We start from the raw sequence: 22981 nt of genomic DNA on the forward strand, positions 1-22981 counted from the left end.
CCGATGGCTGCGGCGCGCCGTTGCGCCGCCGGACACCCCGTTGCGCGGGATGCTGCTGTGCCGTCAGTGTGTCCGTCACCTGCACTCCGGTCGGTACGTTCGATCGCACAACGCGCCGCTTTCCGGATGATTTGACATCCTTAGAATGCATTGCGTCCGATGAATCCCCGCACGATCGTCAACAGGATGATCTTCATGTCGAACCAGAAGCTCCAGTTCTGCATGTAGAACAGATCGAACTTCACACGCGCTTCCATCGCCTCGACCTTGCGCGTCTCGCCGCGATAGCCGTTCACCTGCGCCCATCCGGTGATGCCGGGCCGCACGCGGTAGCGGTACATGTAGCAGTCGATCAGTTGCCGGTAGAAGTCGTCGTGTTCGATCGCGTGGGGGCGTGGGCCGACGACCGACATCTGCCCGAACAGCACGTTGAAGAACTGCGGCAGTTCGTCGAGCGATGTACGCCGCAGGAACGCGCCGACGCGCGTGATCCGCGAATCGTTGCGCGACGCCTGTCGCACGACGCCCGGTTGGTCGCGATGCACGCGCATCGTCCGGAACTTGAGAATGTCGAACTCCCGGCCGTCGACACCCTTGCGGCGCTGCCTGAACAGCACGGGCCCCGGCGACGACAGCTTGACCGCGATCGCCAGCATCGACAGCAGCGGCAGCAACGGAATCAGCACGCCGAATGCGAACAGCCGGTCGAACGCGAACTTCGCCCACAGCTCCGGCGCCGAGCGCGGCGTGGTCGCGAGGTTGATGGCCGGCATGCCGAGCACGTCGGTCGCCGAGCGATCGACCACCGCCATCTGTCGCACGTCGGGCAACAGCCGCAGCTCCACGAACTCGTCGCGCAACTCGCGGACGATGCGCTGGATCCGCCACTCGTGCGACATCGGCAGCGTGAGCCATACCTCGTCGATCTCGCCGCCGCGAATCAGGTCGCGCAACGCGTTCCAGTCGTCGATCACCGGCACGCCGCCGATGCCGCCGGACGCAGCCTGCGCGTCGTCGTCGAATACGCACGCCGCCACGAAAGGCCCCTGCGGCGCGAGCTGCATCCGCTCGACCGCGACACGCCCGTACGCCGTCGCGCCCACCACCGCGACGCGGCGCTGCCGCGCGCGCGGGTCGTCACGCGTCAGCGCGAGCGCCAGCAGCGCGGCGCGGCCGAGCAGCAATGCGGCGTCGCCGGCCAGCACCGTGCGCACGATCCAGTGCGTCGTGATCGTGCCGCCGCGGTTCATGATCCACATCGCGGCAGTCACCGTCAGCACGCTCGCGCAGACGAGCGCCACCATCGTCTGCGTCAGTGCATGCGTGCCGCCTTGCGGCGCCACGCTGCCGCGCACGGTGCGCAGGTCGCGCGGCAGCAAGGCCACGGTCAGCACGCACAGCAGCGCGATCGTGCCGCGCTGCGCGTCGGACAGCGCGTGCCACGCGAGGCCCGACGCCGCCTGCGCCGCGAGCGCGCCTGCCAGCACGAGCACGACGTCGGCAACTGCGATCACAGAACGCCGCATCGAATTCGCCCCACTGGACGTCGATTGCATCTTCACGCACCTTGTGCCGGGAACCCGCGATGCGCGTCCGGCATGCGGGGCCGAACCGGTGTCGGCCTCGCCGTCCCGCGCGTGCCAAGCAGCCTGCGATAGTCCGCGCGAATCAGGTTGTAGCATTCACACGCGTGATGTTCGAGGCCGTCGCGGTCGAGCACCGTGATGCGGCCGCGGCGCTGCCGGATCAGCCCGGCTTCCTGCAGGTTGCCCGCCGCTTCCGTCACGCCTTCGCGGCGCACGCCGAGCATGTTCGCGATCGTCTGCTGCGTGACGGCCAGCTCGTCGCCGTCGATGCGGTCATGCGCAAGCAGCAGCCAGCGGCTGAGCTGCTCGCTGACCGAGTGATGCCGGTTGCACAGCGCGCTGCGCGAGATCTGCGCCATCGCCGCCTGGCAGTAGTTGAGCAGCAGCCGGTAGGTTTCCGGCGAGCGCTCGAATTCGGCGCGCATCACGCAACTCGGCACGCGATAGGCCATCCCGCCGATGCGGACCTCGACCCGGTGCGACGCCGCGGCGCCACCGACCATCGTCGCGAGCCCGACCACGCCCTCGCGGCCGACCTGCGCCACCTCGACCATCGCGCCGTCCTCCATCAGATGCTGCACCGACATCATCGACGTCGTCGGGAAATGCACGTGGCGCATCGGCTCGCCGACCCGGTCAAGCATCCCGGCCTTGGTCCTGACCAGTTCGAGATGCGGTGCGATGGTGCGGATGCTGTCCTCGGGGAGGGCATCGAGGATGGCGTTCGCCGAGTAGCTCGAGTGAAGATGAAGCATGTCTGTATCCCTTTTATCGTCCGCGCCGCCTGCAGCCGCGTACACGGAACTCGTTATCGCGATGCGTGCTCGGACTGACCGTGGTTGCGGCCACAACCCTGATTCCGACTGACCAACGGCTTATCGCCCGGATCGAGTCGGCCGTCCCGTTTCGACACGCCAGCCCGAATAAGCGATTTACGTGCCAAACCATGCCCGTCCTTAATATATGAATCACGCCTGATTTAGATCGCCCGAATAACCGGCCCAAAAACAAAAAAAACGTCTCATTTCCGGACACTCTTCCGTGCGGCGGACACCGCATGCGATTCGACTGATCAATTCACCTGCATCGGACCGAGACAGGCGAACCGGTGCCGCATGGCTTGTCGGTCATATACTTACAGTCGATTTTCAATTGTTTCCATGATGTTCCGGAGAGCACTCCGCTACGGCGTCGCGTCTCACACGGTTGTTTGAAACTGTCTCAAATTTGAATCGGCACACTAATTTCAGGCTCTGTCATCCATCGCACAATTCATCCGCAACCATTTGATTTGTATAGCGATTATTGCGAGCACCATTTAATTGTCAAACAATGTTCAATATTCGCCCGGCACTTTTCCCATGGCGAGGTGCGTCCCAACCCGATTGATTCGCGGCCGACATGGAATGAATCTCCGAAGTTGCATTCAACTTCCGGATGATTAATTTCACGGAAATGAATCATTAAATCCGGATAACGTTTGCATGCACCAAAATCGTCAAACATTGTGAAATGACGTAATGTGCAATTGATCGATTTCAATGGCGTGCTAGCCTTTTCGCCAGTATCGTCACTCCATTTTTGACGAACACAAGTCCGCACGATCGTGCGAATTCCCAATTTTCGGGATATCGCCGGGACGACGCGTGACCGCCACCCTACGAGGATGCGCCGTGACTCACCAGGCCCCTGACGCCGTCGCGTACGCGAACGGCATGATCGAACTGCCCCACAGCTTCGACGCGAACCGCTTTCTCGCGGCCATCGACCGCGACGAGCTCGCGACGCTGGTCCCCCACCTTCAACTCGTCCACCTGAAATCCGGGCAAGTGCTCTGCGAACCCGGCGAAATGCTCGCCGCGGTCTACCTGCCCGTCACGACCGCGATTTCGCTGCAGTACGTGTCGTCCGGCGGCATGACGCTGGAAGTCGCGGAGATCGGCAGCGAGAGCGTGGTGTGCGACGACGTGATCGGCGGCAGCGGGCGAATGCCCTGCCGCGCCGTGGCCTGCCGCGACGGTTTCGTCTACCGGCTCGACCGGCGCGTGTTCGCCGCCGCGTTCGACACATCGCCGGTGATCCGCCATCTCGTGTTCATCTGCGTGCGGCTGCTGATGGCGCAGGTCTCGCAGATCACGTTCTGCAGCCGTCATCACGTGCTCAAACATCAGTTATGCAGATGGTTCCTGCTCGCGTACGACCGGACCCGCAGCATCGAGATCCAGGTGACGCACAGCATGCTGGCGCAGATGCTCGGCGTACGGCGCGAAACGGTCACCGATGCCGCCGGCGAAATCCAGAAGCTGGGCCTGATCCGCCAGTACCGGAGCTCGATCGAGCTCGCCGACCTCGACGGCCTCGAAAAAATGTCGTGCGGTTGCCGCGCGATCGTGCGCGACGAGATGAAGCGCATCCTGTCGGCCGATTCGGGCGTGCCGGCCGCGTCGCGCACCTGACCGGCGTGCCGCATCGGGACCGCACGTGCGGTCCGGTGCCTGCCGGGTCAGCTGTTTGTAGGGTGACGAACAGAACGACGTGTCTGCCAATGGTCTACTGATGCCGGACTGCCGGGGGGACGTCAGCGCGTGTCGCGCGTCTGCCCGAGCGGACGACACCACGCACGCCGGAGCAGCACGTGAAAAACGAAATCAGAACCATCCTGAAGCACGTCGCCCATCTCGAAGCCGCGATCGATTCGATCGGCGACGGGGACGACCTCTACGAAGCGGGCCTTTCGTCACTCGACACGATCCAGCTGATGCTCGCGATCGAGAAGCAGTTCAACATCGAGATTCCCGACGAGATGCTGAACCGCAACCTGTTCCGCAGCATCGACGCGCTCGCGGACACGATCACCACGCTGCAACGCACCGAGCATTCAGCATGAGCGCGCTGCTTCCCGAACTCGCGGCCGACAGCGATGCGCGTCGGCTCGACGAGGCCGCGCATGCCGTCGCGCAGATCGCCGCGCAGCACGCGGACGCGGTCGACCGCGACGCGCGCTGCCCCGTCGAGGCGATCGAGGCGATGCGCGCGCGCCGCCTGCTCGGCGCGATGGTGCCGACCCATCTCGGCGGTGCGGGCGCGTCGCTGGAAGACATCGCATCGGCCTGCTCGATTCTCGGCCAGGCCTGCGCATCGTCGGCGATGGTGTTCGCGATGCACCAGATCCAGGTCGCCTGCATCGTCGATCACGCTGCCGACCAGGGCTGGCACAAGCTGTTCCTGCAGCAGCTCGTGCGCCACCAGTGGCTGCTCGCATCGGCCACGTCGGAAGACGGCGTCGGCGGCAACCTGCGCGCGAGCCAGTGTGCGCTCGAAACCAGCGGCGGCGAGTTCCGGCTGCGCAAATCCGCGCCGACGATCTCGTATGGCGACTACGCGGACGGCATCCTCGCGACCGCACGACGCGATGCGGACGCGCCGGCTTCCGAGCAGGTGCTCGTCACGCTGCTGCGCGACGGCTACACGCTCACGCGCCGCGGCGAATGGGACACGCTCGGGATGCGCGGCACCTGCAGCAACGGCTTCGAGCTCGATGCGCAAGGCGCCGCCGTCCAGTGCCTGCCGGTCCCGTTCGCGAAGATCGCCGAGGACACGATGGTGCCGGTGTCGCACATCCTGTGGGCCGCGGTCTGGATCGGCGTGGCCGGCGACGCGTTCCACCGCGCGCACCAGTTCTTCCGCGCCCAGGCGCGCCAGACCGACGGCGCACCGTCGCCCGCGTCGCGGCGCATCGCCGAATCGCTCGCGCTGATGCAGGCGATGCAGGCCCGCGTCGACACCGTGCTGCGCCTTCATGCGAATCCGGCGTCCCGCTCGTGGTCGGCCGGCATGGCCCGGGCCGCCGAGATCAATACGCTGAAGACCTACGTGTCGACGACCGCGCTGGAAGTCGCGCACCAGGCCATGATGATCTGCGGGATGGCCGGCTACAAACAGGGCACGCCGTTCAGCATCGGCCGCCACATTCGCGACCTGCTCGCGGCGCCGCTGATGATCAGCAACGACCGCATTGCCGTCAACACCTCGAACCTGCTGCTCGCGCTGCGTCCTGCGACGCTGGAGAAACATACGTGAACGATCGCCTTGCCGTGCCCTCCGCCGCCTCCGCTCCCGCCGATGCACCGATCGACCGCGCGGGCGTCAACCCGCTGCGCGACGAACTGATCGACGCGGGCCTGCTGGTCTCGACCGGCATCCAGGGCTTGTTCGGCCGCAGCGAACGGTTCGAGCGCGTGGTCGAAGCGCTCGACGCATTCGTCACGCGCCTCGGCGCCGACCAGCAGGCCGAAGTGCTGCGCTTCCCGCCGGCGATGAGCCGCACCGAGTTCGAGCGCAGCGAATACATGAAGAGCTTCCCGCAGCTCGCGGGCAGCGTGCATGCGTTCTGCGGCGACGAACGCCAGCACCAGCGCGTACTGCAGTGCCTCGATCGCGGCGACGACTGGACGGAAAGCCAGAAGCCGACCTACGTCGTGATGACGCCCGCCGCGTGCTACCCGGTCTATCCCGTCGTCGCACGCGCGGGTGCGCTGCCGGCCGACGGCCGGATTGTCGACGTCTTCTCGTACTGCTTCCGTCACGAGCCGTCGCTCGACCCGACCCGCATGCAGCTGTTCCGGATGCGCGAGTACGTGCGGATCGGCACGCCCGAGCAGATCGTGTCGTTCCGCCAGACCTGGATCGAACGCGGCACGCGGATGATCGAGGCGCTGCGCCTGCCCAACGCGATCGACCTCGCGAACGATCCGTTCTTCGGGCGCGGCGGCAAGATCGTCGCGCACAGCCAGCGCGAGCAGAACCTGAAGTTCGAGCTGCTGATCCCGATCGAGCACGACGATCGCCAGACCGCGTGCCTGAGCTTCAACTATCACATGGACCATTTCGGGCTGCTGTGGGACATCCGCACCGCGACGGGCGACGTCGCGCACACGGGCTGCGTCGGCTTCGGCCTCGAACGGCTCACGCTCGCGCTGTTCCGCCATCACGGCTTCGACATCGACGCATGGCCGCGCGAAGTCCGCGACGTGCTGTGGGGCACGCCATGAGATTCGTGTCCCGCGACGGCGAAGACGCGTCGTTCGAGGATGTGCGCCACCGCGCGCGCCACTACCGGCCGCATCCGCTGCATAGCCAGGAGATGGTCTGGAAGCAGACCAACTGCTACGTCGACATGTGGCTCGAGGTGCTCCGGTGGTGGGGCTTCAATCCGTATGCGGCGCTGCCGTTCACGATCGCGCTCGATTTCGAGGGTGACCAGTTCACGTTCTTCAAGTTTCCGCACGACGAACTGGAGCGGCTGTACGGCATCGTCGTGCAGGAGCACTCGATCTACGAACCGCTCGACCAGCACATCGAGACGCAGGTTGCGCGCGGCCACCTGATGATCGTCGAGGTCGACGCGTGGTTCCTGCCCGATACGCGCGGCAGCAGCTACCGCACGCAGCACACGAAGACGACGATCGGCATCGATGCGATCGACCGCGCGAAGCGCCAGATCGGCTACTTCCACAACAGCGGCTATTACGTGGCCGAGGATTTCGACTACAACGGGCTCGTCGGCGGCAACTCGCCGATGACGCTGCCGCCATACGTGGAATGCGCGAAGCGGCGGTTTGCGCCGCTCGACGAGCGCGAGCTGTGCGAAACGTCGCTCGCCGCGCTGCAGCGCCACCTGCGGCGCCTGCCGGTCGTCAACCCGATCGCCGCGTTCCGGCGGCAGTTGCAGACCGACGCGCGGACACTCGCCGATTCACCGCTCGAGCACTTCCACGCGTACTCGTTCAACTCGGTGCGGCAGCTCGGCGCGAATTTCGAGCTGTTCGGCCATTACTCGCGCTGGCTGCAGGCCAGCGGCTGCGTCGGGCCGTTCGCCGAGATCCGGGCCGCGTGCGACCGCATCGCGTCCGAAGCGATGGTGCTCGAATTCCGGCTCGCCCGCGCCTGCGCGCGCGGCAAGGAGGAACGCGGCGACTCGACGCTCGAAGCCATCCAGGCCGCCTATTCGGATGTGGTCGCCTGCGCGCGGCAGATCGGCTTGCCGCTGCGGCACCCGACGCCCGTGCGCAGCGAGCGCAACGACATCGCGGCACCCGTGCCGGTCATGCGGTGACGCGCCCGCGTGCCCTGCCCGCGTGGTCGATGCTGGCGACGGCCGCGGGGGTCGCACGGGAACCGCGCGACCTCCCCGCCGGCGGCGACGGGTGGATTCCGGCGACCGTGCCCGGCACGGTCGCGCAGTCGCTCGCGCTTGCGGGCCGGCTCGACGAAGCCGCATCGCTCGACGAGCGCGACCACTGGTACCGGATCGAGCTGCGCGGACACGGGCCGCGCGTGCTGCGCTTTCACGGTCTCGCGACGCTCGCGCAAGTGTGGCTCGACGACACGCCGATCCTTCGCTCCGACAGCATGTTCGTCGCACACGATGTATCCGTGTCGCTCGACGGTACGCACCGGCTGACCCTCTGTTTCCGGGCGCTCGCCCCGCACCTGCGCGACACGCGCGCGCCGCGCCGGGCACGCTGGCGCACGCGGCTCGCGGAGCCGGCGACACTGCGCACGATCCGCACGTCGCTGTTCGGACACATGCCGGGCTGGTTTCCGCCGCATGTGCCGACCGGCCCGTGGCGCCCCGTGGACGTGCTCGATCCGGCCGACGGGCCCGTTCTCGTCGATTGCGACCTGCACGCGCGCATCGAAGGCGACACGGGCTGGCTCGACGCGGAACTGACGTTCGCCGCGCCGCTGCCCGATGCGCTCGCGGCACGGCTGTCGTGCGGCCAGCACCACGCCACGCTCGAACGTGCCGGCCCCAACCGTCTGCGCGCGAGCGTCGCGGTGCCCAGCGTGTGCCGCTGGTGGCCGCATACGCACGGCGAGCCGGTGCTCTACGACGTCGCACTGCATCTCGGCGACGCGTTGCGACCGCTCGGTGCAACGGGTTTCCGCACGATCGAAGTCGACGCCGGTGCCGACGGCAAGGGCTTCGGGCTGCGCATCAACGGCGTGCCCGTGTTCGCGCGCGGCGCATGCTGGAGCAGCGCAGCGCCGCGCACGCTGCACACGGACGATGCCACCTACGCCCGCCTGCTCGGGCTCGCGCGCGACGCCGGCTTCAACATGATCCGCGTCGGCGGCACCATGACCTACGAGGCCGATGCCTTTCACGCGTGGTGCGACCGGCTCGGGCTGCTGGTCTGGCAGGATTTCATGTTCGCGAACTTCGACTATGCGCTCGACGATCCTGCATTCGCGGACAACGTCGATCGCGAAGCCCGGCAGTTCCTGTCGCGTCACAGCGCATCGCCGTCGCTGGCCGTACTATGCGGCGGCAGCGAGCTCGCACAACAGGCCGCGATGTCCGGGCTCGGGCCGAAACAGCGCTTCCTCGAGCTGACCGCCGACCGGCTGGCCGGCCACGCGGCCGCATGCCGGCCCGACGTCCCGTACGTGCCCGATTCGCCCGACGGCGGCGTGCTGCCGTTCGCCCCGCGCGAAAGGGTGTCGCACTACTACGGCGTCGGTGCGTACCTGCGCCCGCTCGACGACGCGCGCCGCGCGGACGTGCGCTTCGCGAGCGAATGCCTCGCGTTCTCGAACGTGCCGTGCGACGCGACGCTCGCCGAACTCGGCTGGCCCGGCGTGCACGAGCCGCGCTGGAAGGCAGCCGTGCCGCGCGACCCCGGCACGTCGTGGGATTTCGAGGACATTCGCGACCACTATCTGCAGACGCTCTACGACGTCGTGCCCGACCGGCTGCGGCGCGAGGATCCGGCGCGCTACTTCGAGCTGTCGCGCGCGGTAATCGCGGACCTGATGCGCGAAACGTTTTCCGAATGGCGGCGCACCGGCTCGCGCTGCGCCGGCGCGCTCGTCTGGCAGTTCCAGGATGTGATGCCGGGCGCCGGCTGGGGCGTGATCGACGCCGCGCACCGGCCGAAATCGGCGTGGCATGCGTTGCGCCAGGTCCTGCAGCCCGTGCAGGTGCTGCTGGTCGACGAAGGCTTGAACGGGCTCGACGTGCATGTCGCCAACGAGCGCCCCGCGCCGCTGTCGGCCGCGCTCGAGCTGGTCGCGCTGCGCGACGGCCGCACGCCTGTCGCACGGGCCGGCTGCCCGGTGCGAATCGCCGCGCACGACACGGTGCGGATCGGCTCGGCCGAGCTGCTCGGCCGGTTCTTCGACTGGACCTACGCGTACCGGTTCGGGCCCTGCGAACACGACACCGTCGTCGCAACACTCCGCGCCGACGACGGCACGCTGCTGTCGCAGGCGTTCCATTTCCCGTCCCGCACGCATCCGGCCGTGCTGGCGCGTCGTGAACTCGGGCTGGAAGCGTGCGTGTCGCGCACCGGTGACACATGGCACGTCGACATCGATACACGGCACGTCGCGCGTCATGTGCAGATCGATGCGCCGGGCTATGTGCCGCGCGACGACTGGTTCCATCTCGCGCCCGGCACGCCGGCGCGTGTCGCGCTCGTTCCGCTTGAAATGATCGGGAGGAGTGGCGCCGCGGCCGACGTGCCGCCGACCGTGGAAATCCGGGCCGTGAACGCCGCGCGCGCGGTGCGCGCCACGCAGGCCGGTTGACGCGACGCGCGCGGCTTTCGGCAGCGCGCCCGTCGCCTTGTCGAATCTCAGTCGGACGAGCCCGTGCCGCGCGGCCGCTCGATCCCGTATGCCTCCATCCAGCGGTACAGCGTCGCGCGCGACACACCGAGCTCGCGGGCCGACGCCGCGACGCGCCCGCGCGTGCGCAACAGGGCGGTTTCGATCGCCTCGCGCTCGATCGACTTTCGAATGTCGGCCACCGACGGCGACGCCGCATCGAGACAGTATTCGAGTTCGAGATCCTGCGCGGTAATCAGGCGCCCTTCCGTCATCACGACCGCGCGGCGCACGCGGTTGATCAGCTCGCGGACATTGCCCGGCCAGTCGTGCTTGTAGAGTGCCGTGATCGCATCCGTCGAGAAGCCGCGCACGCGATGGCGCGCGTCGCCGCGAAAGCGTTCGAGCATGTGATGCGCGAGCAGTTCGATGTCCTTGCCGCGCGCGCGCAGCGGCGGCTGGTCGATGCGCATCACGCACAGACGGTGGAACAGGTCAGGCCGAAAGCGCCCTTCTTCCATCGCCTCGCGCAGGTCGACGTGCGTCGCCGACACGATCCGGACATCGACCGGCACCGGATCACTGCCGCCCAAGCGATGAATCGCGCGCTCCTGCAGAAAGCGCAGCAGGCTCGCCTGGCTCTCGTGCGGCAGGTCGCCGATCTCGTCGAGCAGCAGCGTGCCGCCGTTCGCCGCTTCGACATAGCCGATCTTGCGCGCATTCGCGCCGGTAAATGCGCCGCGCTCATAGCCGAACAGTTCGGATTGCAGCAGATGCGAGGGAATGGCGCCGCAGTTGACCGCAACGAACGGGCCATTGCGGCGCTCCGAATGGCGATGGATCGCGACGGCCGTCAACTCCTTGCCGGTCCCCGTTTCGCCGAACACGAACACCGGTGCGTCCGTACGCGCGAAACGCCGCACCGTATCGAACAGCCGCAGCATCGCACTGCAGGTGCCGACGATGCCTTTTTCCTCCGATTCGAGCCGTTCGCGGTCGCGCGCGAACAGGCATTCCATGCCGTACGCGTGGCCGACCGTATCGGCGATCCGCTGGTGCGACGCGGGCAACGTGACGTAATCGAAACAATAGTCGCGCAACAGCGCCCGCACGTTCGGCGAAGCCGTCTGGCCGACGTCGACGAGTGCGACCCAGACGACGTCGCGCATCGACGCGCAGGTCGACGCGATGCTGCCGATCGCGTCGGCATGGCCGCCGCTCAGGTCGAGGATGCCGCAGGTGATTTCGCCGAACGTGTCGCGCAACTCGCTCGCCTGCGCGACGATCGACACTTTCCAGTCGCGCCGCGCCAGTTCCTTTCGCAGCATGACGGACGGCGACTGCGTCCAGTAAATCAGCGGACGCTGCCCGCTACCACTCCCCGCATCGGCGCTCTTATCGCGCGTTATTGGCATATTCATAACGAACCATCACTTTCTCCACTCCGCGAACCGTTCGCGTGCGCTGGGGCCGGCGGCGCATGGCCACCTTTCCGCACTGCGTTTCCGCAGCCTTGGCGAATATCGAAACTGCACACGGCGAGAACCCCCGGAGGTCGAGCCGGATGTCATCCGGCCTCGTTGTCATCGAACTCGAAGGAAACGCGCGGCTGCGGGAGCCGCGACGTTCCCGCTTTGACGCGCCGCGCCGGCAGGCGGAGCACGTCGGCAAACGGAGCATCCGTCCGCATGTGCGTCGCGTCGTACACGACGAGCGCGCCCGATGCTGAACCGGATGGCGGCCAACCCACAAGCGGAATGACCGTCATGCTTCATCCGTTCCTGAATTTACACCCCGTTTCAAGATGGTCTTGTTACCAAAAGATAATCCTGAATCAGCCGGTTACGCAGCCGGTCGCCCCGCGCGACACACCTTTGGCTACTGAGATTTGATTCTCTCTCAACATTCGCGTCAATCAGTGCCAAATACTACATTTCCGCCAGATAGGCTCCCTGGATTGCGCGTGATTTTCACCGAAATCCTTTAAAAAGACCCGCACCGCACGCCACCCGCCGCATAATCGCGCGCGGCGCCGGCCGGCTGCGCCGTCCCGGCACGGCGCACGGTCCGCCCGGTGGTTACATTCCGTAATCAACGGGCGCGATCGTCGCTCAGGTTCGCAGCGCCGTCTCGCCCTCCCGGACCGGCCGGTCACCCATGCCGTCCTCGATCGACGCATCGTCGTGCGGCGTGAAACCGGCGGGCGCGGCCATCTCCGCCTGCAACGCAGCATAGCCATCCATCACGAAGCGCGTGAACGCGTCCCGAAAGCGCGCCGAGCTGAAGTACTCGGCATTCGCGCGACACGCACGCGGATCGATCGCCCCGCGCGGCAGCGCTTCGAATCGGGCAAGCGCATCGACCAGTGCATCGACCGTCTGCGCGCGGTAGAACAGGCCCGTTGCGCCCGAGACCGGCCACGCGCGCACCGACTCGCGCACGCCGCCCTTCCCGTACGCGATCACGGGCGTGCCGCATGCCTGCGCCTCGACCGGCGAAATGCCGAAGTCCTCTTCCGCGGCGAACACGAATGCGCGCGCACGCTGCAGGTGGTCGTGCAGCACGTCGAACGGCTGGTAACCGAGCAGCGTGACGTTCGGCCCGGCCAGCGCGCGGATCTTCGCCATCTCCGGCCCGTCGCCGATCACGACGAGGCGGCGTTCCGGCGTACGCGAGAACGCGTCGACGATCAGGTCGATCCGCTTGTACGGCACGAGCCGCGACGCGGTCAGGTAGAACGCCTCCTTGTCCGGGCGCAGCGACAGGTGGTCGACGTCGACCGGCGGATAGATCACGGTCGCATCGCGCCGGTAGGTCTTGCGGATGCGGCGTGCGATGAAGTGCGAATTGGCGGCCACGCGATCGACGCCGTTCGCCGACCGCGCATCCCAGTTGCGGATGTAATGCAGCAGCGCGCGCGCGATTGCCGATTTCGGCCCGCGTGCGAGCCCCGCCTCGTTCAGGTACTGGTGTTGCAGGTCCCACGCATAGCGCACCGGCGAATGCACGTAGCTGGCGTGGAACTGGTCCGGGCCGCTGAGCACGCCCTTCGCAACCGCATACGAGCTCGACAGCACGACATCGTACGCCGACAGGTCGAACTGTTCGATGGCCAGCGGAAACAACGGCAGGTAGCTGCGGTAGCGCGCGCGCGCGAACGGCAGCTTCTGGATGAAGGACGTGCGCACCGCGCGGCCGCGCAGGCAGTCCCGATCCTCGAGGAAATCGACGAGGCTGTAGACATCGGCCTGCGGAAAGCAGTCGATCATGTGCGCCAGCACGCGTTCGGCGCCGCCAGGCACGACCAGCCAGTCGTGAACGATCGCAATCTTCAAGTACCGCTCCCGATTCTCCAATGACGTTCGACACCGGTGAGCCGCGCAACGCGGCCACCACGCCATGACAATTATCGGAAAGCACCGGCACCGCCGATGTGTGCTAGCGGACACTACGGCGCTGTTGGCACACGACGCCTCGCTCGCGCGAACCCCGAGCATGGGTAAGCTTTCGAACAGACCGGCGCGCCCCGCATCCGCATCATGATCATTGCCGCTTCGCACTGGTCGAACGTATCCGTGCGACAGGGCGTGCTGAAGGTTTCACACGAGGACCGCATCATGGAATGGCATTGTTGTGAATTCGAACATCTGAGCGCCGTCGATCTCTATGCAATCCTGCGCGCACGCAACACCGTGCTGGTCGTCGAGGATGCGCATACCCATCTCGACATCGACGGCAAGGACGCGGGCGCATTGCACGTCTATGCAACCGTGCGCAACGGCGACGCGGCGGAAGTCGCAGCCTACGCACGGCTCCTGCCGGGCGACGACATCGATCCGGACGTCGTGATCGACAAGGTACTGACGAGCGAAGCGTGCCGCGACGGCGATACGCTCGAACACCTGCTCGAACGGGCACTGACCGCCGCACTGGCCGCCTGGCCGGATGCCGCGCTGCGCATGCACGTTCCCGTGCCGCGCCAGGCGTTCTACAAACGCTTCGGATTCCGCAAGGCGTACGGACCGTATCTCGAACAGGGGGCGCCGTTCGTCGGCATGATCCGGCCGGTCGACCGCACCGCCGGCGCGCTGCGCCAGCTGCTGTCCCGGACCGTTTCGACGACCCGGCTCAGGAATGAAGACGCGCGTGCCGACGGACGCGTACACAACCGGCTGCCCGCCGATACCGGAGCCAACCGATGACACGCACCCTTCGCCCCGTTCCCGCACCCGACCTTCCACGCATCCTGCCGGTCATCCTCGCCGGCGGTTCCGGCACGCGCCTCTGGCCGCTGTCGCGCGAACAGTATCCGAAGCAGCTGATCGAGCTGACCTCGAACGAATCGCCGTTGTCGGCGACGGCGCGTCGCCTGAACGGCATCGCGAACGCGGTGCTGGGCGACAAGCTGTTGCTGGTGTGCGGCGAACAGCATCGCGTCATGAGCGCCGCGCAGGTGGTCGACCGTGCAGCGCCCGCCCGTATCCTGCTCGAACCCGCTGCGCGCAATACGGCACCGGCACTCACGCTTGCCGCGCTCGACGCCAGCGTGCTCGAGGACGACCCCGTGCTCGCGGTGATGCCGGCCGATCACGTGATCGCCGATGTCGGCGCGTTCCAGGACGCGATCGCGCGCGCGGCACGTTATGCGCAGGAAGGCGCGATCGTGACGCTCGGTGTGCTGCCGCGCCGGGCGGAAACGGGCTACGGCTATATCCGGGTCGGCGAACCGCGGACGAGCCGCCACGGCGGACAAGGCGGCTATTCGATCGGACGCTTCGTCGAGAAACCCGACGCGGCGCTCGCCGAGCGCTACCTGCAGTCGGGCGACTACTGGTGGAACAGCGGCATTTTTGTCACGCGCGCGTCGGTCTGGCTCAAGGCGATCCACGCGCTGGCGCCCGAGATCCATGCGGCTTGCGAGTCAGCATGGCGCGCGGGCGTCGCCGACGATCCGTTCTTCCGGATCGACGCCGTCGCCTTCGACGCCTGCCCGTCCGACTCGATCGACTACGCGGTCATGGAGCGCCTGGCCGAGCGCAGCGAACTCGGCATCGAAGGCATCGTGGTGCCGCTCTCGGCCGGTTGGTCGGACGTCGGCACGTGGGACGCGATCTGGGAAATCATGCCGAAGGACGACCACGGCAACGTCGCCCGCGGCCCGATCGTGTTCGAGGACACGCAGGACAGCCTCGTGCGTTCGGAGGGCCGTCTCATCGCGTGCGTCGGGATGAAGGATGTCGTCGTGATCGAAACGCCCGATGCGGTACTCGTCGCGAACAAGCACGACGTGCAGCGCGTGAAGAACATCGTCGCGCGCCTGAAGAGCGACCGGCGCCCGCAGGCGAGCGAACACCGCAAGGTGCAGCGTCCCTGGGGACATTACGATTCGATCGATCTCGGTGAGCGGTTCCAGGTGAAGCGGATCGTCGTCGAACCGGGCAAGCGGCTGTCGCTGCAGATGCACTATCACCGCGCCGAGCACTGGATCGTCGTGCGCGGCACCGCGAAGGTGACGCGCGGCAACGAAACCTTTCTGCTCAGCGAGAACGAGTCGACGTATATCGCCGTCGGCGAGGTCCATCGCCTCGAGAATCCCGGCCGCATTCCGCTCGAAATCATCGAAGTGCAATCGGGCAACTATCTCGGCGAAGACGATATCGTGCGCTTCGACGACCAGTACGGGCGCCCGGTCGTCGACACGCTGCCGGACAAGCACACGGTGCCGCTCACTGCTCGGGAGCCGCACGTGCCGGTGGTGGAGGGAGACGTCGTCCGGTAATCGCGTACCGCGCACGCCGGCGCGAGCATCGATTCGTCAGTCGATGCCGCGCTGCCGCGGGCGCGCCTGCCTGAGCGCTTCGCGCACTTGCGGCAACGCCGACGTGTCGGCCCCGACCGCGTCGATCGACGCGGGCTGCGCGGCCGGCATCCTGCACTGCGCGGCATTCGTGCCACCCGGGGGACAGCCTCCGCCCCCGCCCACCTGTACCGGCATCCCGCCGATCGCGGTCAACCGGTTATCCGCGATCCGGTACTGCGACACGTTTCCCCAGATGCGAATGCCGGCAAACCGCGCGCGCGACACGCGGTTGCCGATCACGACCACGCGCGTCACCGAGCCCGACCACGTACTGACGTCGATCGCGGCCTGCTGTGTCAGCGGGCGCGGATCGGTCCGGGCGGCCGCGGTCTGGATGGACGACACCACGTTGTTCTCGACCCGGACGTCGGACGCATCGTAGGTTCGGTAACTGTCTTCCTGTGCGACGAGGATTCCCGCGCTGACCTGCACGTCGCGCACGATGTTGTTCGAGATCGTCACGTCCGTACCGCCGACCACCGTGATTCCGCGCCCCCACGCGTTGCCTTCGAGCGAGTTGCCGGTAATCAGCACGTTGCGGCTCACCACCCCGTCGGCCAGGTAGCTCACCACGGCAATCATGTCGTCGCCGGTACCGCGCACGACATTGCCCTGAACCAGCACATTGCGTGCACCGTGCGTCATGTGAATGCCATCGGCGAGCGTCGACCGCACCTGATTGCCGATGATCGCGACGTCCGATCCACCAAACACGAATATGCCCGCGCTGGCGCCGCCGTCGATGACGTTGTCGAGCACTTGCACGTCGCGCCCCGTCACGTCGACCTTGGTCGACTCCGGCGTGTCGAGACGTGTCGCACCGGTTCCCTTGATATGAAACCCGACGAGCGTCGTACCGTCGCCCCGCATCTCGATCGTCTGATTGCCGGGAACGGTCGCCATCAGCGTTGCGCCGAAACCCGACAGCACGACATGCCGCTGCCGCACGATCAACGAACGACCGACGACATAGCGTCCGGGCATGAACACCAGCCGCTGGCCCGGTTGCAGCCCGTCCAGCGCGCGTTGCAGCGCATCAGCCTGATCGGCCGCATCCGGAGCGGGATGAATGTACACATCCGGTATGTCGGCATGAATTGCAGCCGGTGCGGGTGTGCCGGATACGGCCTCGACGACACCCGGCCACGACAGCCCGCCAGCCATCATCAGGCCGGCTATACCGACGCATATGCGAGACAGGCATTGCGATCCGCGCATATCGAATCATTTCCATGGAACAAGCGAACACACACGTCCGGGAATCAGCCGGTCGCATCACCCGATGCGAACACGCGGCTTCCGCGGCGCGACGTGAGCGTACGCGCAAGCTTCACGAACGGCGCTTCACAGAGTCGGTAGCCGGCCCACGACAACGGAATCAAAGGCACCATCGGGACGATCATGTAAAGACCAAGCGGCCATCCAGTGATGTGGAAACGCTGACACAACCAGAACGCCACGAACAGCGGAAGACTGTGCAACAGGTAGATCGAGTAACTGATCTTGCCGATCCATGAAAGCAGACGGATACGAAGCTTCAGCAAGGTTGCCAGTATCGCGAAGGTCGCGATGCCGATCATGTAAGCGAGCGAGATAGGAAGATGAAACGCGTTGTGATGTCGCCAATCCTCGATGGCCCCCGCCAGCGCAATGCCAACGACCGGTATCGTCACACACGCGACCGCCGATCTGTAAGTCAGCGATAGTCGGGACAGCACACCGCTTCCGGCCAATCTGACACGCAGCAGCTGCGAAGGATTGTCATAGGCCATGCGAAAACAGGCGCCCCAGAACATGATGCCGAGATGATACGGCATGGTCTTGTACTGACTGAGCAGATCGGCCGGGAAGAGCTGCAACTTGAGCGTCAACACGAATAGTCCGCATAGCCCGATCGTGACGAGGCACAGATGGAGCATCCGGTGAAGCGCCCCGCACCAGAACAGGATCAGGCACAACCCGTAGAAATACAGCTCGGTTTCCAGCGTCCAGCCATGAGGCAGGATCAGACTTTCCCCAAACGCCACCGGAATCATGGTCACATTGGCCAGAACACCATGGACGTCCATTCTTTTGTCGAACAAATACCAGTGAACGAAATACCCGGCAGGAAGCGCCAGCCAATAGGCGGGATACAGTCGAAAGAATCGTCGAATGAGGAAGCGCTTCGTGCCCGCGCCGATCTCGCCGTGCAGGCTGGTTGGAATCAGCATGCCGCTGATCGCGAAGAAAAGGACGACCCCGATTCTTCCGAAATTCACGGAACGTTGCAGGGTGTCAAGCACATACTGTGAGCCGGCAAGGGGGACGAACCGCTCAGCATAGTGCGTCCAGATGACGAGGATCACCGCAACGGCACGCATCGCGTCGATATGGTCAAACCGCTCCGAATGCTTCGCTTTTGACATGACGGGAATGATGATGACTCAAGACACAAGGCTGCTCGCATACGCGATCGGAAACGCCGTTTCCGACATTGACGAAGCAGACAGAGACGCATTGCACCGGCTCGCAAACGAGCGAGCGCCGAGCGTGCGTCGACAACCTTCTCGCGGCCCACACCGGTGAACGACGACAACACACGCTTGACGAAAAGCCTCGGAATAACCTGGCGCGGTTCATTCGAGGTTTGAATGCTTCGCATCGACCCAATACCACCAGGCGAGCGCGAGAAGCGCATAAAAAACCGTACGCGAGCCGAACATCATCCAGTATTCGCCTTGCTGGACGGCAAACGTCGCATATGAAAAGACCTTCGCCATCAGCCATAGCATCACGACCCCGCCGCGCATCGCAACGACGATCTGCAGCGCACCGAGCGCGCCGTACACCAGGCCCGTCATCGCGACAAAGAGCGCGCCCCCGGCATAGCCGAACCAGTACACGGGCACGGCCATGTTCCCCATCGTGAAGGTGACGTCGTCGAACATGTAGGCCCGGAGAACGCTCGGTTCGGTGTACGACTTCATCAAGTCACGCAAGCCGCTCGGTTCGGATTCGTCGAAAAACGTCGGCATGGTCCAGGAACCGAGCGAGTTCACGAAACGCCAGAATGCATCCGTGCCACCGAGCCTCGGTGCCATGAACAGTTGGACATCGTTGTCGACCACGTACCACGGCTGGCCCTGCAGCAGGAAGCGCGAAGAGAGCATATCGGCCACTTCAAGCCCCTGCCCCCTGTAGGAGTAGACAATGGAGACGGCGCCCAGCAATAGTGCCAGGCCCGCACCGATACCCAGATAACGAACAACCGGCTTGCCGTTCATCGCGTGAATCGAAATAAACGGGGCAAGCGAGCACAGACCGATGTGCAGCACTGCCATGAATTGCTCGCCATGCATCACATTGAGCGCAAGGTCGACCGCCATCGTCAGGATCGCCGCCACCCGGATGCGCTTGTCGGAACTGGTGGCGATGGTGCCCAGCAGAAAGCCCATGAACGACTGATTGTTCAGGAACAGGTTGAACATCATCCCGTTCGATGAATCATTCCGCAGCGCATATCGATTGATGCCGGAAAACAACGAGAACCCTGACGTCAGACCGGCGATCACGCCGATCGCGATAATCGTCGCCGCGAGCCCGAACCCCATCGCGATGCTGATCGGTTGCAAGGCTATCCGCGCCTTGATCGACGCTCGGACCGGGCGCTCGTCCAGAAATCGACTGAAGGCAACGAGCGCACAGACGACAAAGATCAGGTAGAACGACAGGAGCCGGCTGAAGGCTCCGGTCGCGTCACCGATGACATCGGTTTCCGTCAGGTAGCCACCGTCCTCCAAGCCCACGCCTGCAAGGAATGCGGTCATTCCGATCGCCAGCACGTAAAGCATCGACACGGCAAACACCGGACGCGACTTGACCAGGCCGACGAGGCCGAGTGTTGCCAACAGCAACGTGCACAAGGCGCTCGATTTCGCCATTCCGAGCGCCGGCATCACCGCGTTGAACAGCAATGCCAGCGTGAATAACGTCAATACGATCACGCCGGTAGCGGATACGAAGCCGCGGTTGCCGCCTAATGTTCCCGTCACCTTACCCATCGTGCCGCAACCCGAAATTCGTTCCTTTCTTCACGCACCTGCACCATGCAGCTGCGAGCCGATCAATCGATATCACGCAGCGTTCTTGAGCAGTTCCTTTCTTACTCGCGCCCATGCCCTGAACAAAAACGTCTCGGATGGGACATGACGAGGATTGCTCTGCGTCCGGGTTTCCTTCGCAGGTCGACGCGCGTTCGCGTAATAGCCGTGGCGGAACGGTGAAGGCTCGAAGCCGTTGAACACCAGGCCGTCCACATTCGCGCCGAACTTCTTCAGGTTCTCGATCGCCTCCTCCACGCCGGCGGAGCTGACCGAACCCTGCCGCACCACCATCAATGTGATGTCGGCGAACCTCGACAACATGGCGACATTTGCGGCCGGATGGGTCATTGGCGCGTCCACGATGATCAGGTCGTATGCGCCTCGCAGTGAAGTGAACAGCGCCTCCAGCTTGTCGGTGCCGTACAGGTTCCGCAAAGGCTTGCCCTCTGCTCCGGCGGGCAGCACGTCAAGATTGTCATGAACGCGCGAGATCACCTTCTTGAGATCGAGCGAGCCTTTCAGCACATCCGACAAACACTTCTCGACTTTCACCGGCAAGCATCGCTCGATGCTTGCCTGGCCTGCATGGGCACGCACAAGCAAGGTCTTGACGCCGCTGTCCGCGGACAGACAGGCAAGATTGGCGGCGATCATCGACTTGCCCTGCCCCGGCTCGGGAGACGTAATCAGAACGGTCTTTGCGCCGCCGCGCCCGGTGGTCGTCTTGCAATGCAACAGCAAGGCCAGATCTGCGATCGCTTCGGCGAACGGCGTATCGGGGTGCTCCCTCACGGCCATGAAAGCCGGCCTGCCGTTCAAGTCGGCCTCGATCTGTTGAGGCGATGACGGGAGTACGCCAAGCAGCGGAACGCCCACCATCGATTCCAGATGCTTCGGATCACGAACACGCGCGAAAAACAATGCATAGCCTTGTGCCACGGCAACGCCCAGTATCAGTCCGACCACCGCGCCCAACACGATCACGAGCATTCGCTTCGGGCGAATCGGCTTGTCGCTCACATCGGCCTTGTCGATGATGGACGCGTTGCCGACCGTGCCTGCTTTCGCAATCTGCAACTGCTGCGTGTTGTTCAGCAAGCCGACATATAGCTGGTTATTGACTTCGACGTCCCGCGCCAAACGCAAATAGGTCTGCTGCTGCGACGGCAAGTGCGCCACTTTGCTTTTCAGTTCGGCCGACTGCTGATCGAGCGTCTTCAGCTTGTTGACGACGGCCGCGAGCTGGGGCTGTCCGGCAACATACTTGGATGACAGGTCTTGATACTCGAGCTTGGCTTCGAGCCGCGCCTTGTCGACAAGCGCCAGTTGATCAATGAGCAGCCTGACATCGCCCTGCGAATCGATCGACCCTTGCGCATTGCGGAACGTGTTCAGCGCCTGCTCCGCCTGTTCCAGCCGCGCCTTCACGGCCGGCAGTTGCGCGTCGAGGAATGCCTGGCTGCGCTCGGCATCCTCCGAACGCCTCTTCGCGTTGACATCCAGATAAGCCGCGGCAATGGCGTTGAGCAGTCGCGCAGCAAACACCGGATCGGGATCCTCGAGATTGAGCTGCATGATGCCCGACTGGCGTTTCGTTTCCGCCCCGGTCAACTTGGTCAGGATGGCGTCGAGTCGCACGGGCGTGGCAACCCGCCGTACACGGAACTCCGTACCGGCGCGCGCCACGATCCGCGACACATTCACGCGATAACCGTTACCTTCGCTCGGCGTGCCGATTACCCCCTTCAACACCTCTTGACCATCGCTGTCCTTCAACACGAATCGATCGCCGTCGAGATAATCGAACTCCAACTTCTTGCCGAGCTGTGCATCCGGGACGTCGAACCTGGTGAATTCGAGGCGTTCACCGCCCCACGCCCAGAACGGGGTATTGAACAACGGAATGACGAGGCCATTCGCATCTTTCGACAGGATCGAACCAAGCAAACCCGCGACGAGCGGAATCCGATTACTGACTGAAACTTCCGCCTGCGCCGCGGTTGCCTCGATCGCCTGGGTGACAACCGTGCGCGAGCGGGCGATATCGATTTCGCCGACTACGGCAGAATTCTGAATATCCAATGCGTTCGAAATCTCGGAGAGCGAGCCCAGCGCACTATGCTTGTTTTCCTGGACCTGTATCAGCGTGTCAACAGAGTAAATCGGCGTCGCCGAAATGGCATATAAAAATGCCAGCAGCAGACACCCCAGAAAAACGGAAATAAACGCCCGTCGATAATAAAATACGTTTTCGAGCAATTCGGCCAGTGTAAAGCGGGACGCGTCGCGAGAAATATTTCCCGCTCCGTCCCGGTACTCATTAGGCGAAGGTCGATCCAATGCCATGCAAAAACTCCCAAATTGCCACCTTGCCAGGCTTCCCGTGGCGGCGCGTGCGCTCGGCCATGCGTGCCGCGCGACGCTTACCAGGTCGTGCCATCCCGCGCGCCTGCCCTGCTGCCGACCACAGGTCGGTAGAAAGTACGTCACTGAACCGTTGCCGCAGGAACACCAATGATTCTGCTTGTCGCGATCACTATGCGATAAATGCCCGGCGCGCTAAGTGCGATGGCTTACATTAATAAGCACTGGCGGTGCGAATCACTGGGTTGTCAACCTGTCTCGTGCTATGTTGAGTAGGCGCTGTTTCCGCTTCCCGCAATCCATGACAATACTGTGGCTTGACGGCGCAATCAGACATATGACGTGCGCACGTCTTTTCATGTCATTCATCGCGCCACCTCGTTTTGACGATCTTTATCAAAAAAGGCGACACAGAACCATCGATATCGGGGTGTCGAGATGAAAAATCTTCTGACCTGGAAGGACGACGAGTA

At 64.7% G+C, this 22981-nt stretch carries 17 protein-coding genes; 8 read left to right on the plus strand and 9 right to left on the minus strand.

The features are described from left to right. Positions 1-140: 140 nt before the first annotated feature. On the minus strand, positions 141-1526 hold the full coding sequence (locus tag CFB82_RS26640) for an undecaprenyl-phosphate glucose phosphotransferase (protein ID WP_089485942.1): 1386 nt from the start codon (positions 1524-1526) through the stop codon (positions 141-143). A 32-nt stretch (positions 1527-1558) separates the two neighbouring features. Next, positions 1559-2341, minus strand: coding sequence for a Crp/Fnr family transcriptional regulator (locus tag CFB82_RS26645; protein WP_089485943.1), 783 nt, complete (start codon positions 2339-2341; stop codon positions 1559-1561). A gap of 918 nt (positions 2342-3259) precedes the next feature. Here CFB82_RS26645 and CFB82_RS26650 point away from each other — a divergent pair. The 6 genes from CFB82_RS26650 (at position 3260) to CFB82_RS26675 (ending at position 10181) form a co-directional block, all read left to right on the plus strand. Then, positions 3260-4042 carry a Crp/Fnr family transcriptional regulator gene (locus CFB82_RS26650; protein ID WP_174943771.1) on the plus strand — a complete coding sequence of 261 codons (783 nt, stop codon included), beginning with the start codon at positions 3260-3262 and terminating at the stop codon, positions 4040-4042. A 179-nt stretch (positions 4043-4221) separates the two neighbouring features. Beyond that, positions 4222-4473: an acyl carrier protein gene (locus tag CFB82_RS26655; protein WP_046547642.1), complete on the plus strand. Its 252-nt coding sequence runs from the start codon at positions 4222-4224 to the stop codon at positions 4471-4473. Further along, the gene (locus tag CFB82_RS26660; protein WP_089485944.1) at positions 4470-5666 is read left to right on the plus strand and encodes an acyl-CoA dehydrogenase family protein; all 1197 of its coding nucleotides are present in this window, start codon (positions 4470-4472) and stop codon (positions 5664-5666) included. Before CFB82_RS26655 ends, CFB82_RS26660 begins: the two co-directional genes overlap by 4 nt. Continuing rightward, complete coding sequence (locus tag CFB82_RS26665) at positions 5663-6637, plus strand: amino acid--[acyl-carrier-protein] ligase (RefSeq protein WP_089485945.1); 975 nt, start codon at positions 5663-5665, stop codon at positions 6635-6637. Before CFB82_RS26660 ends, CFB82_RS26665 begins: the two co-directional genes overlap by 4 nt. Continuing rightward, positions 6634-7701, plus strand: coding sequence for a DUF1839 family protein (locus CFB82_RS26670; RefSeq protein ID WP_089485946.1), 1068 nt, complete (start codon positions 6634-6636; stop codon positions 7699-7701). Before CFB82_RS26665 ends, CFB82_RS26670 begins: the two co-directional genes overlap by 4 nt. Continuing rightward, on the plus strand, positions 7698-10181 hold the full coding sequence (locus CFB82_RS26675; RefSeq protein WP_089485947.1) for a glycoside hydrolase family 2 protein: 2484 nt from the start codon (positions 7698-7700) through the stop codon (positions 10179-10181). Before CFB82_RS26670 ends, CFB82_RS26675 begins: the two co-directional genes overlap by 4 nt. Before the next feature lie 47 nt (positions 10182-10228). On the opposite strand, the gene CFB82_RS26680 is transcribed toward CFB82_RS26675, so the two are convergent. From CFB82_RS26680 to CFB82_RS26685, 3 genes are all read right to left on the minus strand, one after another. Continuing rightward, a complete protein-coding gene (locus CFB82_RS26680; RefSeq protein WP_174943777.1) occupies positions 10229-11620 on the minus strand; it encodes a sigma-54 dependent transcriptional regulator in 1392 nt (463 codons plus the stop codon). Positions 11621-11766: 146 nt separating this feature from the next. Beyond that, positions 11767-11967, minus strand: coding sequence for a hypothetical protein (locus CFB82_RS43395; protein WP_174943781.1), 201 nt, complete (start codon positions 11965-11967; stop codon positions 11767-11769). A 343-nt stretch (positions 11968-12310) separates the two neighbouring features. Then, a complete protein-coding gene (locus CFB82_RS26685) occupies positions 12311-13534 on the minus strand; it encodes a glycosyltransferase family 4 protein (RefSeq protein WP_235986499.1) in 1224 nt (407 codons plus the stop codon). 204 nt (positions 13535-13738) lie between these two features. On the opposite strand from CFB82_RS26685, the gene CFB82_RS26690 reads away from it, so the two are divergent. Next, positions 13739-14401, plus strand: coding sequence for a GNAT family N-acetyltransferase (locus CFB82_RS26690; RefSeq protein WP_089485949.1), 663 nt, complete (start codon positions 13739-13741; stop codon positions 14399-14401). Then, a complete protein-coding gene (locus CFB82_RS26695) occupies positions 14398-15978 on the plus strand; it encodes a mannose-1-phosphate guanylyltransferase/mannose-6-phosphate isomerase (protein WP_089485950.1) in 1581 nt (526 codons plus the stop codon). The genes CFB82_RS26690 and CFB82_RS26695 overlap by 4 nt, the downstream gene beginning before the upstream one ends. Before the next feature lie 36 nt (positions 15979-16014). Here the strand turns inward: CFB82_RS26695 and CFB82_RS26700 are convergent, their stop codons facing one another. From CFB82_RS26700 to CFB82_RS26715, 4 genes are all read right to left on the minus strand, one after another. Next, positions 16015-17277, minus strand: a complete 1263-nt coding sequence (locus CFB82_RS26700) for a right-handed parallel beta-helix repeat-containing protein (RefSeq protein ID WP_089485951.1) — start codon at positions 17275-17277, stop codon at positions 16015-16017. Between the two features lie 44 nt (positions 17278-17321). Continuing rightward, entirely contained in the window at positions 17322-18467 is a 1146-nt protein-coding gene (locus tag CFB82_RS26705; protein WP_089485952.1) for an acyltransferase family protein, read from the minus strand. Positions 18468-18677: 210 nt separating this feature from the next. Continuing rightward, positions 18678-20102, minus strand: a complete 1425-nt coding sequence (locus tag CFB82_RS26710) for a DUF6418 domain-containing protein (RefSeq protein ID WP_089485953.1) — start codon at positions 20100-20102, stop codon at positions 18678-18680. Between the two features lie 72 nt (positions 20103-20174). After that, complete coding sequence (locus CFB82_RS26715) at positions 20175-22490, minus strand: GNVR domain-containing protein (RefSeq protein ID WP_089485954.1); 2316 nt, start codon at positions 22488-22490, stop codon at positions 20175-20177. Between the last annotated feature and the right edge of the window lie 491 nt (positions 22491-22981).

The sequence above is a fragment of the Burkholderia sp. HI2714 genome, assembly GCF_002223085.1.
GTDB lineage: Bacteria > Pseudomonadota > Gammaproteobacteria > Burkholderiales > Burkholderiaceae > Burkholderia > Burkholderia lata_D.

Excerpts from the sequence above, each read along its gene's own strand:
- CFB82_RS26640 (WP_089485942.1), bottom strand. The coding sequence starts at position 1,526 with ATGCGGCGTTCTGTGATCGCAGTTGCCGACGTCGTGCTCGTGCTGGCA.
- CFB82_RS26645 (WP_089485943.1), bottom strand. The coding sequence starts at position 2,341 with ATGCTTCATCTTCACTCGAGCTACTCGGCGAACGCCATCCTCGATGCC.
- CFB82_RS26660 (WP_089485944.1), top strand. The coding sequence starts at position 4,470 with ATGAGCGCGCTGCTTCCCGAACTCGCGGCCGACAGCGATGCGCGTCGG.
- CFB82_RS26670 (WP_089485946.1), top strand. The coding sequence starts at position 6,634 with ATGAGATTCGTGTCCCGCGACGGCGAAGACGCGTCGTTCGAGGATGTG.
- CFB82_RS26680 (WP_174943777.1), bottom strand. The coding sequence starts at position 11,620 with ATGAATATGCCAATAACGCGCGATAAGAGCGCCGATGCGGGGAGTGGT.
- CFB82_RS43395 (WP_174943781.1), bottom strand. The coding sequence starts at position 11,967 with ATGACGGTCATTCCGCTTGTGGGTTGGCCGCCATCCGGTTCAGCATCG.
- CFB82_RS26690 (WP_089485949.1), top strand. The coding sequence starts at position 13,739 with ATGATCATTGCCGCTTCGCACTGGTCGAACGTATCCGTGCGACAGGGC.
- CFB82_RS26695 (WP_089485950.1), top strand. The coding sequence starts at position 14,398 with ATGACACGCACCCTTCGCCCCGTTCCCGCACCCGACCTTCCACGCATC.
- CFB82_RS26700 (WP_089485951.1), bottom strand. The coding sequence starts at position 17,277 with ATGCGCGGATCGCAATGCCTGTCTCGCATATGCGTCGGTATAGCCGGC.
- CFB82_RS26705 (WP_089485952.1), bottom strand. The coding sequence starts at position 18,467 with ATGTCAAAAGCGAAGCATTCGGAGCGGTTTGACCATATCGACGCGATG.
- CFB82_RS26710 (WP_089485953.1), bottom strand. The coding sequence starts at position 20,102 with ATGGGTAAGGTGACGGGAACATTAGGCGGCAACCGCGGCTTCGTATCC.
- CFB82_RS26715 (WP_089485954.1), bottom strand. The coding sequence starts at position 22,490 with ATGGCATTGGATCGACCTTCGCCTAATGAGTACCGGGACGGAGCGGGA.